Source organism: Neobacillus niacini, from assembly GCF_030817695.1.
Lineage (GTDB): Bacteria > Bacillota > Bacilli > Bacillales > Cytobacillaceae > Neobacillus > Neobacillus niacini_F.
On record NZ_JAUSZQ010000002.1, the window covers coordinates 4,292,557 to 4,309,040 of the forward strand.

Sequence of the window (16,484 nt, forward strand, 5' to 3'; positions counted from 1 at the left end):
AAGATATTATTAAAGTTCCACCACCTGAAACATTCTATTCAAATTAACCTATAACAACTGGTCATGATCAAATAAATACTGATAAGTAATATCAATAAATAAATAGTCATTACCATTTATAGGAATGGAGAAGGTACGAATTGTTTCCCCTGACTCGATATCACTATATAAATCAGAAAGAATTCCTTTGCCTTCATTTCTCATTTTAATAATATTTTCTAAAAAATATGGCCGCCAGCTCCAATTTTTTTGGATATATTCTTTTTGCGTAAACCAGCCATTTTCGCCTTTAAAGATATTAGAAGATTTTTGGAAACCATCTTCATCACATACATACATTCTAAATGCAATCCCATCCATCTCTTTCGCGAGTGAAGTAAATAACTCCTCATAATTAGCTTTTTTATTCTTCACTAAAATGTCTTGTACTTTATTTTGGAAATACGCAGCAGCCGAATAAATTGCCTCCAGTTTTCTCTTCTCATAGGCAATAAAATCATGAAATTTTCCTTTTAACCGGTCTTTTAGTAATTCCCGCTCAATAAACTCCGGTGCAGGTGGATGAAGATAAAACCCTTGGTAATATCTCCCTCCATTTTTCCAAGCAAACTGAAGTTGATAACTCATTTCTATATTTTCAAACAGTAATGTCGCCCCAATTTTTCTTGCTAACAATGACAGAGAAAATAAGACATCAGTAAAGCTTGATGCTGTTGCGTTTGATTTTATAGCCTGTAGATTTATTTTAATGATTTCAGGATTTAATTGGCCAATTCGCTCAAAGTAATTGGTGTCACTATCAATACTAGCAATAGCAACCTTAATGCCATACGTACGATAGTATTGTAATAAATGATCCAGCTGAGCAAAATCACCCTTATAATTACCTTCAGAAATTTCTAGAACTATTCTCTTTAAATTCAATCCTCTTTTTTCATAAGCCAGCAGTTCCTGTAGAAATGGTTCACCATGTCGATACATGAGTAAATCGGCATCACGATTCAAATAGAAACTGACATCATCTTCTAGCCTGATTGCAAGGTCTAATGCTTTCTGCACTATCAATAGATCAACTTCATATTTGTATTCATCTGGAATTTGGTCATCAAGAAAAAATTGACCTAAGCTAATGATGTTACCTTCCGATTGATATCTGCCCAAGACCTCATATGCTATGACACGCTGTTCATCGGCACTGAAAATTGGTTGAAAATAAGGAATGACATTTTCAAGATCCGTTAGGATATCCAATGCATCCATTCAAGTACCCTCCAGAAAAAGATTTTCCTCATTATACCATACCCTTTTATACAATACGCTCCACTTACATAACTTGTTCTTTTCCAAAAGGATACCATCATAGCAAATCTTAAACAACCAAATGATAAAACCAAGTCCATATGATTGGAGGATAACTTTTGAAGAAACTTTGTTTGGCGGTCTCCATTCTTCCACTTTTTGGATGTAACAATACCGATGAAGCTGTTTTGCAACAATCAGAGAAACACAGCTACACGGAAAAATATGAACAGGTACCAAGCCCTTCCATCAGGAAAACGAGAAATCCCGTCCCTGGTCATACAGAAGTTATCAATCAGCCAGCTAAAAAGGACTCAATAATGCTGGACGTTGTCTTAATAAAACAAAATCCAGAACTCAAATATGGTTGTGAAGTAACAAGCCTTGCAATGGTTCTGAATCATGCAGGAGTCAATACGGACAAAATGGATTTGTATCGTTCCATTCAAAAAGATCCTGACCCTATCAAAAGAGGAACAAACGGCGATATATTAAATTGGGGCAATCCTGCTGATGGTTTTGTTGGAGATATGACGGGAAGGCAGGCTGGTTATGCCGTCTTTGATAAACCCATGGAAGCACTCGTGAACCAAAAGCTGCCTGGAAGAGCAATAAATTTAACCAATCAGCCATTTGAACGGCTTCTAGAGCATATTTCTGCCGGGTATCCCGTAGTAGTTTGGACGACAGGAGATTACCGGTTACCTGACCGCTGGGAGTCATGGAACCATGGACAGCAAGTGATAAAAACACCTCTAGATCTGCATGCAGTCGTTCTTGTAGGGTACGATGCAAACAATGTATATTTGAATGATCCACTTTCCGGCAAAAAACAAGTAAGAGTAGGAAAAAATCAATTTATTGAATCATGGAAAGCTCTCCAGAGCAGGGCAATTAGTTATAAATAAGAAAAGGCAAAAGTTATCACAGGAGCAGCCAAAAAATGGCTGCTTTTATGTATTTTTTGTCCATTAAAGAATATGAACTAGTATATACTTTTTTATTTGAAATTTTCATTATCATATTACTTGCAAATTCGTCCAATTTTAACGAAAATACGAATGACTCTCTATTAATACCAGATATAAAAATCGGAGATAGGTTGGTTGACAATTATGGCAAAAAAAATGAAAAGGAGAACTTTTTTGAAACGTACCTTTGGTACATTCCTTACAGTTCTCGGGCTTGGTTCCGGAGGTTACTTCTATGCCAATCGTGTAGAACCTTCACTTTTAGAAATCAATAAACTCGAAATCAAACATTCCTTAATTCCCACTAGTTTTAACGGCATCAAAATTGTCCAATTTAGTGATACACATTTAGGATTTCATTATAATGTAAACCAATTTAAAAAATTGGTTGAAAGAATTAATCAACTGGAACCTGACTTGATTTTTTTTACAGGAGATTTATTGGACGAGCCGAATAAATATGATGAAATTAACAAAGTCGCTCTCATCCTGCAGCAATTAAACGCCACTATCGGTAAATACTGTATTTATGGAAACCATGATCATGGGGGTTATGGTTCTGAAATCTATCGGAACCTAATGGAATTATCTAATTTTACTGTCTTGCTAAACGAATCACTGCTAATTAAACAAACAGACGGCAGCTCTATTTCTCTCCTAGGCATAGACGACCGCATGCTGGGAAGACCCGATTTGAAAACAGCTATGAAACAGGTACCTGAGGATTCATTTAAACTTCTATTATCGCATGCTCCCGATGTTGCTGATGAAGCCTTATCTTATGGGATACATTGGCAATTAAGCGGGCATAGTCATGGGGGACAGGTAAAAATACCGTTTGTTGGTGCACTGGTAATCCCGCCGTTTGCACAGAATTACCCTGAGGGGCTATATTCAATTGGCGAGAACAATCCCTTATCATTATATGTAAATCGAGGAATAGGTACTACCCGCCTGCCCTTTCGCTTTATGGCGAAACCTGAATTAACGGTTTTTACTCTCATCACATCAGGAAAAGATTAAAAGAATCCTTGCCATTGATTGGATAAGGATTTTTTTATTTTTTACAATAATGTTTTTACTTTCTTGTATTTCTAATTTACAATTAATAATAATAAAGATAGTTAATATAAAAATAAAAGGAGTACCCTATTTTGACTGATGATAGAAAACACCCCTATACAAAAGGAAAGCTAACAATCGATAACCTCTCACAAGCTCTCTTTATTGTTAATCGCCATGCAAAAACAGCTCCAAACCCCAAATTTTTATACAAATTAAAACATGAATCATTAAAGAAATTGATAGAAGAAGGAAAAGCAAAAAAAATTGGCCTTCATTTTTCGCAAAATCCACGTAATAGTAAGCAACAATCCGACGTCCTCGTCGAATGTGGGCATTATACTTTTCATATTCCTCCTACCAAGTCTGATTTTGCTGAACTGCCGCATTTGGGTAAATTAGATGGAAGTGTAAGAAATCCCAAAACCTCACTTTCACTGAGCCAGGCAAAATCGGTTTTACAGGCATATACCGGAATTAAAGAAATCGAACAGCCCCCTTCAAGCACACCAAAAAACCGCCCCTACCAAAAACCTATTTTTAAAAAGTTAGGGGAAAGATATACGTAAAAAAGCCGGACTAATCCGTCTTTTTTACGTTATTTTACGTTTAAGAATATCGCTACTGCCCATTATTGTAGAATATTTCTATAAATCTGTTTATAATCAAAAGTATTGATGTAAGCGATGGAAGGATGAATAAGAGTGGAGCATTTAATTAATACCAAAGTTCAAGAAATTGAAGTTTCAGGTATCAGAAAATTTTATAATTTGGTTTCACACATAGATGATGTTATTTCATTAACGATTGGTCAGCCAGATTTTAAGACACCGGAGCATGTGAAACAGGCTGGTATGCAAGCGATTGAGGAAAATTTCACCTCGTATACCCATAATGCAGGTATCAGCGAATTACGAAAAGCTGCCTGCGATTTTGTCGCAAAGAAATACAATCTTTCCTATGAGCCAGATTCGGAAGTAATTGTTACGGTGGGAGCAAGTGAAGCCATTGATATCACATTTAGAACAATACTAGCGGAAGGTACAGAAGTCATTTTGCCTGGACCAATATATCCTGGTTATGAACCCATCATACGGATGTGTGGTGCAGTACCAGTTCATGTCGATATTAGGAATAATCACTTTCGATTTACCTTAGACATGATTAAACCCTACATAACCGATAAGACACGTTGTATTGTCCTGCCCTATCCATCTAATCCAACAGGAGTCAGTCTTACAGAGACAGAGTTAAAAGAAATAGCTGACTATTTGAAAGAGAGAGAGATATTCGTACTTGCAGACGAAATATACAGTGAGTTAACTTATGATCAATCCCATATTTCCATTGCTTCGTTTTTAAAAGAGAAAACGATTGTAATTAATGGCTTATCAAAATCTCATTCAATGACCGGGTGGAGAATAGGGTTCATATATGCACCTAAAGACATTACCAAGCACATTTTAAAGGTGCACCAATATAACGTTTCCTGTGCCACTTCAATTGCACAAAAAGCAGCTTTAGCCGCTTTAACAACGGGAATCGATGATGCCATTCCGATGAAAAAGGAATATATCATAAGACGCGACTATGTTTATAACCGTTTAACTGCAATGGGGCTTCAAGTCGTCAAGCCCGATGGGGCATTTTACTTTTTTGTAAAGATCCCTGAATTCATTCAATTAAACAGTTTTGACTTTGCTCTAGAGATGGTTCATCAAGCAAAAGTAGCCGTAGTTCCTGGAAGTGCATTCTCTGAATACGGTGAAGGTTATTTTCGATTATCTTTTGCCTGTTCACTAGTATCCCTTGAAACTGGATTGAACCGAATAGAGAACTTTTTAAATACGAAAAAATAAAATTACCCTCACTGCTGCAGTGAGGGTAGTTTTATTATTGACCTTTATATTTACCATTATTTTTAGATGCTTTTTCTTTTTTAGCTTTATCTTTATGAATTTTATTTGTTGCTGCTGAGCCCATCTCATGAGCGAATTCTTCATTTAATACAGCAGAATCGAATCCCTTTTTATTCTTTTGCTGCGGATCATTCTTTTTCGTTCTTTTTGCCATAAAAAGTTTCCTCCTATTTCAGCTTCTATCATAGTTTCTGAAAATAGGAGCTATTTATACAAGCCTGTTATGACTTCCAATATTTATAAAGAGCCTGCGTACCGCTATTTTCCTCGCCCATTTCAGCAAGTTGGTCATAGAGTTTCTTTGCTAAAGTTAAACCTAGAACTTCCATGTCCATGTGCTCGGCTTCATCCAAGGCAATTTTCATATCCTTAATAAAATGTTTTATGTAAAACCCTGGTTCAAAATTACCTTGAAGCATTCTTGGTGCAAGATTGCTTAATGACCAGCTTCCCGCAGCCCCGGTCGTAATACTTTTTAAAACGGAATCTGGGTTTAATCCTGCTTTTTCAGCGTATACGATCGCTTCACAAACCCCTATCATATTAGAAGCAATCGCAATTTGATTGCACATTTTCGTGTGCTGCCCTGCTCCAGCTTTCCCCTGATAAACAATATTGGTTCCCAACAGATTAAGCAATGGTCTTATTGCTTCCACATGCTCTTCCTCTCCGCCAGCCATTATCGATAGCTTCGCTTCCTTTGCACCTACATCCCCTCCAGAAACAGGAGCATCAATCGTATGTATGCCTAGTCCCTTTGCTGCTTTAAATATTTTTACTGCAAGTGATGGAGCTGAGGTTGTCATATCAATGAGATAACTGCCTGCTCTCGCATGATTAACTAATCCATTTTCCCCCAAATAGATCTCTTCAACATCTGAGGGATAGCCAACCATGGTAATGATTACATTCGCCTTTAGAGCCACATCTCGTGGAGTTTCACCCCAAGCAGCACCTTGTTCTATTAAATCCTCTGCTTTTTCCTTTGTCCTTGAATAAACAATTAATGGATAGCCCGCACCCATCAGATGTCTAGCCATGCTTTTCCCCATTACGCCTGTCCCTATAAAGCCAATTACAGTATTTTCTGGAGTAAACAAATATATCAATCCTCCGATTATCAAGTTTTCACTTCTAATTATATAATTAATAACGCAAAAAAACCGGAACTAAGTACTTTCCGGTTATCGTGCTCAATCTCCAAATTTATGCACCTTTTTATTCTCTCCTAGATAAAAAAGTGATAAACACGATTTCAGAGCTCAGAAGAAAAATTTGTTAAATAGACCCTTCCAAAAACTTCTTGATTGTTATATATCTCTATTGATACTGCCTGATTTTTTTCTATCATGTTTTGAAGCTCATGGATGTGCAAGTCATCTTTTAACGGAAGTGGATCCATGAATATATATTTTTCACTTTTACCCCTTACCTCTAAATATTCACCATTAAGAACTTGTTCCTCACCATATATGATTTCACGTTTTCCGATTGCTGAAGCCAAGCGATCATCATGGATGGTAACTTTCACTTTATATAATTCATGTCTATCTAATATTTCATTATTAATTCTAAACCGAAATTGAAGTTCGTTATTCTTTGTTAACAAAGCATCTGCATAACGATTGACAATTAGTTCCTTTGATAGAGGAAGTCCACATCCAGTAAGTAATGTTCCCAAAAGGATCATACTTACTAACACAATAACCATCTTTTTACTTCTCCGCATGATAAACACTCCTTTATGTTTTTACCTTAGCCAATTATTACTGGTAATAAACGTTAAACGAGTTTGATTATTGGAAGGCCCCAGAGAGTTAAATGGATTTAATCATACCGCCATCAACTAAAAAAGAACTTCCGGTCATATAGGTATTCGCATCTGATAGGAGAAATACTGCAACATTGGCAAATTCCTCAGGCGTTCCATATCTCCTTAGAGGAATTTGTGCTTTCATCGACATCTCAACACTTTCAACGTCCACTCCCTGTTTCTCTGCAGTAAACTGGTCTAAGTGTCTCACACGGTCGGTAGCAATTCGTCCAGGTGCTATCGTATTAATTAATATATTATAAGCTGCTAATTCTGAAGCTAATGTTTTGGAGAGCCCTACGATCCCTGTTCGAAAGGTGTTGGAGAGTATTAAACCTGGTATAGGTTCCTTTATTGAAGACGAGGCGATATTAAGAATCTTACCACCTTGCTCCTTTATGTATGGTAATGCTTCACGGATAGCTCGAATATAAGATAACAAATTTAGTTCAAACGCGTTCTGCCAATCATCATCGGTTAAATCCTCGAAAGTGCCAGCGGGCGGACCACCAGCATTATTGATTAGTAAATGAAGACTTCCAAATACCTCGATCGTTTTAGAAACCAGCCTTTTAATATCTCCGGTTTTCGTGATATCTGTTTTTTGGAAAGCAACTTTACCAAGTCCAATTGATTCTAATTCAGCAGCCTTCTTTTTAAGTTTCTCCTCATCTCGGCCAGAGATCATTACATTCGTACCTTCTCGGACTAATCTTTCAGCGATAGCAAAGCCTAAGCCTTGACTAGAAGCCATAACAAGCGCTGTTTTCCCGTTCAAATTCAAATCCATGCATTCCATCCTCCTTCGAACTTGTCTATCATCATTATACTAAAAATTTCCTTCGAACTTGTCTATCATCATTATACTAAAAATTTCCTCTAATTCCTGCAACCTACACAAAAAAAGAGACAGAATCATTCTGTCTCTTTAAAATCGTTTCTATTTGGTAGCTGCGTTAACTGCTTCAATTACTTGAGATGTTGTCTGCATATTTAAGACTTGGTTAGCCAGGCTTTCCATTTCGGATTTAGTCAACTTTTTAATTTGTGAACGTGCTTTTAAGATAGACGTTGCACTCATTGAAAATTCGTCTAACCCAAGACCAAGAAGAAGTGGGATTGCTGTTTCGTCACCAGCCATTTCACCGCACATTCCTGCCCATTTACCCTCTGCATGTGCTGCATCGATAACCATCTTAACCAATCGTAAAATCGATGGGCTATATGGCTGGTAAAGGTAGGATACACGCTGATTCATCCGGTCTGCTGCCATTGTATATTGGATTAAGTCATTTGTTCCAATACTAAAGAAATCAACCTCTTTTGCAAATTGATCTGCTAAAACGGCAGTTGATGGAATTTCAACCATGATTCCCAGTTCAATTCTGTCTGCTACCGTTTGGCCAGCAGCAATAAGCTTTTGTTTTTCATCTTCAAGAATCGCTTTTGCCTCACGGAACTCATCCAGAGTTGCAATCATTGGGAACATGATTTTCAAGTTTCCATAGCTGCTGGCGCGGAGAAGCGCTCTAAGCTGGGTACGGAAAATATCCTGTTCCTCTAAGCACAAGCGAATAGCTCGGAATCCCAAAAATGGATTAAGCTCTTTTGGAAGCTGAAGGTATGGAAGCTCTTTATCGCCACCGATGTCCAATGTTCGAACCACAACTGGCTTCCCATTCATTCCTTCTAAGACCGCTTTATAAGCGTCGAATTGTTCTTCTTCCGTAGGAAGCTGGTCTCTGCCCATGTAAAGGAATTCAGTCCGGTATAGACCCACACCTTCCCCGCCGTTTGCAAGGACACCCTTTAGGTCATTAGGAGTACCAATATTAGCCGCTAATTCAACATGATGTCCATCCGCTGATAGCGTTTTTTCATTCACAAGCTTTGCCCATTCAGTCTTTTGAGCCTCAAATTGTTGATGGATATTGCGGTATTCTTCCACAAGTTCTGGAGTCGGGTTAATATGTACTTCACCTTTCAGACCATCGACAATGACCAAGTCACCATTGTTGATTTCCTCTGTAGCTGTTTTTGTACCTACAACGGCCGGTATTTCCATGGAACGAGCCATAATGGCAGAGTGCGAAGTACGTCCGCCAATATCAGTAGTAAATCCTAATACATACTGTCTGTTTAATTGAGCAGTATCGGACGGAGTTAAATCCTCTGCAACAATGATTACTTCTTCGGCAATCATGCTAGGGTTTACCAACTGCACGCCAAGTAAATGTGAAAGAACACGCTTTGTAACATCCCGGATATCCGCAGCTCGTTCTTTCATATACTCATTGTCCATTTGCTCAAACATCATAACAAACATGTCAGCCGTCTCTTTTAATGCTGCTTCAGCATTTACTTTTTCCGACTTAATCTTATCTTCTATCGGTCCATTTAATTCTGGATCCGTTAGAACAAGTAAATGTGCTTCAAAGATAGCTGCTTTATCTGCACCTAATTCAATATGGGCGCGATCACGAATAGCCTCTAGTTCTGCTTTAGATTTCGTTATAGCAGACTGAAAACGAGATACCTCTGAAGCAGTATCTTCAATTGACTTTTTATCAAATGATAAATTTGGTTCTACTAATCGATATGCTTTTGCAATGGCAATGCCATTAGAAGCAGCAATTCCCTGTAAAAATGCCATTACTCAGCCAGTCCTTCTTTTTTCAATAATTCGTCTAGACTTCTTAAAGCTTCTTCACTGTCACTGCCTTCTGCACTGATAGCAATATCTGCACCTTGTCCAATTCCTAAAGACATGACACCCATAATTGATTTCAAGTTAACTTTTTTGCCTTTATATTCTAAATTGATTTCTGAATCAAATTTGCTTGCTGTTTGTACTAGTAATGTTGCTGGTCTAGCGTGAATCCCTGTATCAGCTGTTACTTTAAATTGTTTTTCTGCCATGTTAAATCAAACTCCTTCTGATTAATGTAAAATGATGCTGGCTTATTCTTCTAACAGCTTATAGTCAGTTAAGACAAATGAGCTAATTGTTATATTTTCTCCAAAAGAAAATGAAGTATGTAAGCTGCGAGCCTCATTTTATTATTATAATTTCATACATTTGCTAGAATAACATGTTCAAACCTTACAGACAACCTATATTAATTTTTGTAAGCGCATTAAAAAATCGACAAAACGTTTTTTGGAAAAAGTTCACAAATTAGCCATTAAATAATCTATTTAGACACAAAAAAAGCTTACCTATTAGGCAGCTCTTCAACTAGATCAATTTATTGCTATTTCTTAAACAGTACCTACTGCACTCTTCAAAGCAAGTTCTAGTTCTTCCGTATATTTTACTTTAGCCGTATCATTCCATTCCAATTTATCTGCCAAATACTCTATAACTGGTTTTTTATACAAATGGACCGACTGAATATTGAATAAGACATCTCCAGTTCTGCGAGTAAAAAAATCAGTTGGTGTGACAGCCATTTCACACTGTAACGCATAAACGAGCTTAGCAAAAAGCATGTTAGGGATGCCATATTTTAATGCCTCTGCCTTATTTTCAAGGAATAAATGAAAAACCTCTTCGATATTTGAGCCATATATGGAAGCTAACCATTGTGACTCTATTTTAGTAAGACCATATTCTACTCCCTTTACCGCTTTTTGAGAGATAAAGTCAGGAAAATTTGCTGCTCCCCCTACATCACCACCGGAAACAGGCAAATTTTTCGTTAGACATTCTTTGTAACTGGTATTTTCTTGTTTGGACAAACTTACTGCTAACAAATTAACAATTGCTTCGGCCATTTTTCGATAACCTGTTAATTTTCCTCCTGCTATCGTTAGCAGCCCCGATTTTGACTCCCAAATTTCATCCTTCCTAGAAATTTCAGAAGCTTTCTTGCCTTCCTCAAAAATCAGCGGGCGCAGCCCAGCCCAGCTTGATTCAATGTCATCATCTTGAATATCCATCTCAGGAAACATATAATGAATGGCATTAATTAAGTACTCTCGTTCATTTTCAGTTATGAAAGGATGAAGTTTATCCTCGTTAAAAAATGTATCTGTTGTGCCGACATAGGTTTTTTGTTCTCGAGGTATTGCAAAAATCATCCTGCCATCAGGGGTATCAAAATAAATAGACTGCTTTAGAGGAAATCGTCCTTGATCAATAACAATGTGGACACCTTTTGTCAGTTGCAGCGTTTTTCCCTTCTTAGAATGGTCCAGTTCTCGTATTTCCTCCACCCAAGGCCCAGCTGCATTAACAATTTTTTTCGCACGAATCTCGTACTGGGTTCCAGTAATCTCATCTTTGACTACTATTCCGTTTATTGTTTTCTTTGTATAAATAAACTTAATGACTTTTGTATAATTAATTGGCAGAGCGCCCTTTTCATATGCTTTCTTTAAAACTTCAATCGTTAAACGTGCATCGTCCGTACGATACTCGACATAGTATCCACTGCCAATTAATCCTTCTTTCTTTAACATAGGCTCTTTTTCTAAAGTCTGCTCTTTCGAAAGCATGACCCTTCGCTCAGTTTTTTTCACACCCGCAAGAAAATCATAAACTCTTAAGCCTATGGAAGTACTTAGCTTGCCAAAGGTTCCTCCTTGATAAATCGGAAGTAACATCCATTCAGGTTTTGTCACATGAGGACCGTTTTCATAAACAATGGCACGCTCCTTCCCCACTTCAGCCACCATTTTCACTTCGAATTGTTTTAAATAACGAAGTCCGCCATGGATTAATTTTGTCGAACGGCTTGATGTACCAGCAGCAAAATCCTGCATTTCAACTAGTGCAGTTGCCATCCCTCTAGTTGTGGCATCCAATGCAATCCCGGCTCCAGTAATCCCACCGCCAATCACTAAAACGTCAAATTCCTTCTCTTTCAGGCTTTCAATCATTTCATTCCTATTTATGTTAGAAAACTTCATATTTCTCCCCCTAAATAGAAAAAAGACGATAATTGGAATGTAATTTATCTATTTTTATTTAAAGACCATCGCAGCTTCTACAGCCTTTGTCCATCCATTATACAGACTACTTCGTCTCTTATCGGTCATTTTCGGAACGAATTTCTGATCAGTTACCCATTGCTTTGAAATTTCGTCCCGGCTTTCCCAGAAACCTACCGCCAGCCCTGCCAGATATGCTGCTCCAAGTGCAGTTGTTTCACTAACTTTCGGTCTTTCTACTGGTACATTCAAAATATCACTTTGGAATTCCATTAAAAAATTATTTTTTACAGCACCACCGTCTACACGAAGGGTTTTTAACGTTATTAAAGCATCTGCTTCCATAGCAGATAGTACATCTTTGGTTTGATAGGCTAAAGATTCGAGTGTTGCGCGGACAAAATGCTCCTTTGTCGTTCCTCTTGTTAAGCCAAACACAGCGCCTCGTACATCACTATCCCAGTAAGGCGTCCCCAACCCTACAAATGCCGGTACAACATATACACCCTCTGTGGAATTCACTTTCAATGCATAAGACTCACTATCTTTAGCGTCTTTAAACATCCTTAAGCCATCACGGAGCCATTGAATAGCAGAACCAGCAACAAAAATACTTCCTTCAAGGCCATATTCAACCTTACCGTTAAGTCCCCAGATAATAGTTGTCAATAAGCCATTTTTAGACCGAACGGCTTTATCACCGGTATTCATCAGCATAAAACAACCAGTACCGTAAGTATTCTTAGCCATACCTTTTTCGAAACACGCCTGCCCGAAAAGTGCAGCTTGCTGATCACCAGCAATCCCTGCGATGGGTGTTTCCCTTCCGAAAAAATGATAATCAACTGTTTTCGCATAAATGGCGGATGAGGGCATAACTTCAGGCAGCATAGATTTAGGGACGTCCAATATCTTCAATAATTCATCATCCCATTGGAGGTCATAAATATTAAACATTAATGTCCTTGAGGCATTGGAGTAATCCGTTATATGTGCACGTCCTCCTGAAAGTTTCCATACAATCCAGGTATCAATGGTTCCAAATAAAAGCTTACCTTGTAATGCTTTTTCACGCGCACCATCGACATGATCCAAAATCCATTTAACTTTTGTTCCTGAAAAATAGGCATCTATTAAAAGACCTGTTTTTGAGCGAAAAAGATCATCATAGCCCTGTGCTTTCAATTCCTCACAAATTTCACTCGTTTGCCTTGATTGCCAAACGATTGCATTATAAATAGGCTCACCCGTATCCTTATCCCAAATCACCGTAGTTTCCCGTTGATTTGTAATGCCTATTCCGGCAATCTGCTCCGGTTTTATTCCCGATTCAGACAATACCTCTGCAATAACAGATAAAACGGAGCCCCAAATTTCATTTGCGTTATGTTCCACCCAGCCAGGTTTAGGAAAATGCTGAGTAAACTCTTTTTGTGCACTAAAAACAATTTCCCCCTGCTTATTAAAAAGAATAGCCCGTGAGCTTGTTGTCCCTTGGTCTATAGAGAGAATAAACGTCTCCAAAAAAATCCCCCTATTCACTATATGGTTATTTTCTATTTACAATACTAGATTAGATTATTCTCTATTAGCTTCTAGGCTCCTCCAAATATTGATATAAAACATCTCCACCTCTTTGACCTATGCCTCGAAAATGTTTAAAGTCATCCCTTTTCACAAGTACTTGGCGAAAATCCATAAAGTCTTCTTTCTTAACATAAAATTCTGACAGCTCACCTTTTTTTAATTTTTCCAAAACTTCTTGCACAAATTGTTCATTCATAAACGGCACCACCTTTATTCCCCATTTTATAGCAAGGACCATTATTGTAGTAAATATTTGCACGGTATTCTATAAAAATTTCTTCACAAAATGTAAACGATTGCATTTTTTCATGATTTTTATTAATAATTAACAAAATTGTCAAAAAAAATCCTTTACGAAACATACAAAGTAGTGCAAACTGTTACTTAAATGAATATATATAGATTGTCAGGTAAAGGAGAGAGACTAATTGAAAAAAGCAGAAGTAGGAAATGTCATTGAATTCCGCGGCGGATTAAAAGGTATTGTAGAAAAGGTCAATGAAAACTCTGTAATAGTCGACCTAACACTTATGGATAATTATCGTGACTTGGAATTGGATCAGCGGACTGTTGTAAACCATAAAAATTATAAGATAGTAAAAGAAAGCGCTTATTAAATTGAAAATTTTGTAGATTAGGCAGCCAGGGGCTGCCTTTTTATTTTTTAGGCTGTGTTAAATGGGTCTGTTGATTTCCGCTCCAGGCACTTCGCGCACCTTAGGGCGGTCCGGGGAGCCTCCTCGGCGCTGAAGCGCCTGCGGGGTCTCCCCTGCCCCGTCCTCCCGCAGGAGTCTTCGTGCCTTCCGCTCCAATCAACAGGGTGCCAAAATCAACATTTATCATTAACACAGCCATATTTTATTTATCTCGTCCAGCTTCTTTTAATAGCTCATCTTTTGATTTTACTTTTCCGTGCGGGTTTTGGTCTTGTTTTCGGACGGTCCATTGCCGCTCTTGTTGGCTTTGGGATTTTGTCATTGTTCTTCCTCCTTTCCGTTCACCTTCATATTTTTTGCAATTTCTTTTTTCTTATTTATCCGATTACTTCAAAAGTGTGATGTAAACATTTCCTTTCATAAATTTTTTTTGTTAAAATAAATTTTATTGTTAGAAAGGAGGTATTAGATAAATGAAGTATAGCTTTTTGGATGTTCGGCTCATCACGGGTTTTGTAATTGCCCATGCTCTTATGTATTTCACCTTTCATGACCGAGCCATATTCTGGTACATATTTACTGGGTCACTCCTTATATTAATAACATATGCGATGTTTCAAGAAGATGTTGAAGATGAAGCGTCTTTTTTCAAATATATCTCCATAGGGACAATATCGGGATTACTTCTCTATTTATTATTTTGGCTGGGCGTACAAGCCTTTGACCTGCTAAATTTACCTTTCGAAAATAGTATAAAAAAACTTTACCGCTGGTTTGCTCCTGCGTTATTTTGGCAATACCTTGCACTTATTTTGGTCGCAGCTCCTGGGGAAGAACTCTTTTGGCGCGGATTTGTTCAAAAAAGACTACTCCGCTATTTCGGTCCATTCAAGAGTATTTTAATTGCGGCTTTGCTTTATGCTTCTGTTCATATTTATTCGGGAACACTTATCCTAATGCTTGCTGCATTTCTTTCCGGTCTTATGTGGGGTGCACTATATTTATGGAAGAAAAGTATGCCTTTAGTAATTGTTTCGCATATCGTCTTTGACATTATGATTTTTATTATTTTGCCATTAAAATAGGAAAAGCACATGTCAAACTAACGGACAATGCTTTTCCTATTTTTATAATTTATTCTCTTTATCGTTTAGAGGCTTCCTCCATAAAAGGATGAAAAAGATTAGGCTAATATAGCCAAACAATGGATAAAGATTTGACAATAGCTTGCTATAGTCTATCAGACTAATCATATAAGAAACGATGAAAATAGCTGATATCGTTATCATAGTAGGAACTTGAACAAACTGCTTTAACTGACGGTCCAGTCCAAAGACATTTCCAATGACCGAAGTGAAGATTTCTCCATAAATAACAAGGACAAATATCCAATAAAAAAAAGGCGCTATTTGTTTCATAATGATCGCCATCGGTATCTCATAGAGCTCTACATTCGGCAGCATAATCAAGGTAAAGTGGCTGGATATTAAAATAAGAGTTAACGCTGCCCCTCCTAAAATTCCTCCCCACTTTATTGTCCAATCATCTTTAATTTCATTTGCAATTGGAACAAGCACAGCTTGTGCTAATGCTAGGTTTAATGCTGTATAAGAAAAGGGCGCTAATATACTTTTCCAGCTATCCTCCGTTTGTGGTACATATAACAAGTGATTTACAAAATCAGACTGTTTAATCGAAAGTGACATTAACATAAGACTGAAACACACCATAATAGGTACAACAAACGAATTGACTGCAAATAACCCCTTTGTACCAATCAGCATGACAATAAAGGACAAAAATATGGTTATATAAATCCCTAAATTCTTCGAAAGGCCTAATTGCTCTTCAAACACTGCTCCTGCGCCAGCAAGCATGACTGCACTTACTCCAAGAAGCATAAAAAGCATGATTATATTAATACCCCTGCCTGCCCATTTTCCAAACAAGTGTACATTAAATTCCTGATATGAAACTGCGTTAATTCGAGCAGCAATTCTCATTAACTTTGACCCTAACACGATAAGGAGGTAGCCGCTCAACAAAATACCTAGAAAGCCAATGAAGCCAAACCGAGAGAAAAACTCAACGATTTCCCTTCCTGTAGCAAATCCCGCCCCAACTACTGTACCCACGTATACTGCGGCGATTTGAAATGCTGCTGACCAATTTTTTTTCACCTCATCTCCCCCTCAACTACAATATATGAGCAAGAGGACAAACAAAGACGAGCTTTTTTGAA

At 37.6% G+C, this 16,484-nt stretch carries 18 protein-coding genes; 6 read left to right on the forward strand and 12 right to left on the reverse strand.

Annotated elements, in window-relative coordinates; all coding sequences use genetic code 11:
• Positions 1-48: 48 nt before the first annotated feature.
• Complete coding sequence (locus QFZ28_RS21545; protein WP_307196549.1) at positions 49-1,260, reverse strand: EAL domain-containing protein; 1,212 nt, start codon at positions 1,258-1,260, stop codon at positions 49-51.
• Between the two features lie 158 nt (positions 1,261-1,418).
• On the opposite strand from QFZ28_RS21545, the gene QFZ28_RS21550 reads away from it, so the two are divergent.
• The 4 genes from QFZ28_RS21550 (at position 1,419) to QFZ28_RS21565 (ending at position 5,191) form a co-directional block, all read left to right on the forward strand.
• Positions 1,419-2,207 (forward strand): C39 family peptidase, encoded by a 789-nt coding sequence (locus QFZ28_RS21550; RefSeq protein ID WP_307196550.1) that lies wholly within the window; start codon positions 1,419-1,421, stop codon positions 2,205-2,207.
• Between the two features lie 207 nt (positions 2,208-2,414).
• On the forward strand, positions 2,415-3,293 hold the full coding sequence (locus tag QFZ28_RS21555; protein WP_307196551.1) for a metallophosphoesterase: 879 nt from the start codon (positions 2,415-2,417) through the stop codon (positions 3,291-3,293).
• A gap of 131 nt (positions 3,294-3,424) precedes the next feature.
• Complete coding sequence (locus QFZ28_RS21560) at positions 3,425-3,901, forward strand: YkyB family protein (protein WP_373428096.1); 477 nt, start codon at positions 3,425-3,427, stop codon at positions 3,899-3,901.
• Between the two features lie 135 nt (positions 3,902-4,036).
• Entirely contained in the window at positions 4,037-5,191 is a 1,155-nt protein-coding gene (locus QFZ28_RS21565; protein ID WP_307196552.1) for an aminotransferase A, read from the forward strand.
• Between the two features lie 34 nt (positions 5,192-5,225).
• Here the strand turns inward: QFZ28_RS21565 and QFZ28_RS21570 are convergent, their stop codons facing one another.
• From QFZ28_RS21570 to QFZ28_RS21610, 9 genes are all read right to left on the reverse strand, one after another.
• Positions 5,226-5,405, reverse strand: a complete 180-nt coding sequence (locus QFZ28_RS21570) for a hypothetical protein (RefSeq protein WP_215040604.1) — start codon at positions 5,403-5,405, stop codon at positions 5,226-5,228.
• A 67-nt stretch (positions 5,406-5,472) separates the two neighbouring features.
• Positions 5,473-6,351 carry an NAD(P)-dependent oxidoreductase gene (locus QFZ28_RS21575; protein WP_307196553.1) on the reverse strand — a complete coding sequence of 293 codons (879 nt, stop codon included), beginning with the start codon at positions 6,349-6,351 and terminating at the stop codon, positions 5,473-5,475.
• Positions 6,352-6,506: 155 nt separating this feature from the next.
• Positions 6,507-6,980, reverse strand: coding sequence for a hypothetical protein (locus QFZ28_RS21580; protein WP_307196554.1), 474 nt, complete (start codon positions 6,978-6,980; stop codon positions 6,507-6,509).
• Positions 6,981-7,068: 88 nt separating this feature from the next.
• Entirely contained in the window at positions 7,069-7,854 is a 786-nt protein-coding gene (locus QFZ28_RS21585) for an SDR family oxidoreductase (protein ID WP_307196555.1), read from the reverse strand.
• A 150-nt stretch (positions 7,855-8,004) separates the two neighbouring features.
• The gene (ptsP, locus tag QFZ28_RS21590; RefSeq protein ID WP_307196556.1) at positions 8,005-9,717 is read right to left on the reverse strand and encodes a phosphoenolpyruvate--protein phosphotransferase; all 1,713 of its coding nucleotides are present in this window, start codon (positions 9,715-9,717) and stop codon (positions 8,005-8,007) included.
• Positions 9,717-9,983 carry a phosphocarrier protein HPr gene (locus tag QFZ28_RS21595; protein ID WP_307196557.1) on the reverse strand — a complete coding sequence of 89 codons (267 nt, stop codon included), beginning with the start codon at positions 9,981-9,983 and terminating at the stop codon, positions 9,717-9,719. The genes ptsP and QFZ28_RS21595 overlap by 1 nt, the downstream gene beginning before the upstream one ends.
• A 342-nt stretch (positions 9,984-10,325) precedes the next feature.
• Complete coding sequence (locus QFZ28_RS21600) at positions 10,326-11,978, reverse strand: glycerol-3-phosphate dehydrogenase/oxidase (protein WP_307196558.1); 1,653 nt, start codon at positions 11,976-11,978, stop codon at positions 10,326-10,328.
• 54 nt (positions 11,979-12,032) lie between these two features.
• Positions 12,033-13,523 (reverse strand): glycerol kinase GlpK, encoded by a 1,491-nt coding sequence (glpK, locus tag QFZ28_RS21605; RefSeq protein WP_307196559.1) that lies wholly within the window; start codon positions 13,521-13,523, stop codon positions 12,033-12,035.
• A 64-nt stretch (positions 13,524-13,587) separates the two neighbouring features.
• Positions 13,588-13,782, reverse strand: a complete 195-nt coding sequence (locus tag QFZ28_RS21610) for a hypothetical protein (RefSeq protein WP_307196560.1) — start codon at positions 13,780-13,782, stop codon at positions 13,588-13,590.
• 232 nt (positions 13,783-14,014) lie between these two features.
• On the opposite strand from QFZ28_RS21610, the gene QFZ28_RS21615 reads away from it, so the two are divergent.
• Positions 14,015-14,203 carry a YkvS family protein gene (locus tag QFZ28_RS21615; protein WP_063251529.1) on the forward strand — a complete coding sequence of 63 codons (189 nt, stop codon included), beginning with the start codon at positions 14,015-14,017 and terminating at the stop codon, positions 14,201-14,203.
• Between the two features lie 241 nt (positions 14,204-14,444).
• Here the strand turns inward: QFZ28_RS21615 and QFZ28_RS21620 are convergent, their stop codons facing one another.
• The gene (locus QFZ28_RS21620; RefSeq protein WP_257029191.1) at positions 14,445-14,564 is read right to left on the reverse strand and encodes a DUF6254 family protein; all 120 of its coding nucleotides are present in this window, start codon (positions 14,562-14,564) and stop codon (positions 14,445-14,447) included.
• Between the two features lie 151 nt (positions 14,565-14,715).
• On the opposite strand from QFZ28_RS21620, the gene QFZ28_RS21625 reads away from it, so the two are divergent.
• Positions 14,716-15,327, forward strand: coding sequence for a CPBP family intramembrane glutamic endopeptidase (locus QFZ28_RS21625; RefSeq protein WP_307196561.1), 612 nt, complete (start codon positions 14,716-14,718; stop codon positions 15,325-15,327).
• 42 nt (positions 15,328-15,369) lie between these two features.
• On the opposite strand, the gene QFZ28_RS21630 is transcribed toward QFZ28_RS21625, so the two are convergent.
• Positions 15,370-16,422: a YkvI family membrane protein gene (locus QFZ28_RS21630; protein WP_307196562.1), complete on the reverse strand. Its 1,053-nt coding sequence runs from the start codon at positions 16,420-16,422 to the stop codon at positions 15,370-15,372.
• Positions 16,423-16,484: the final 62 nt, after the last annotated feature.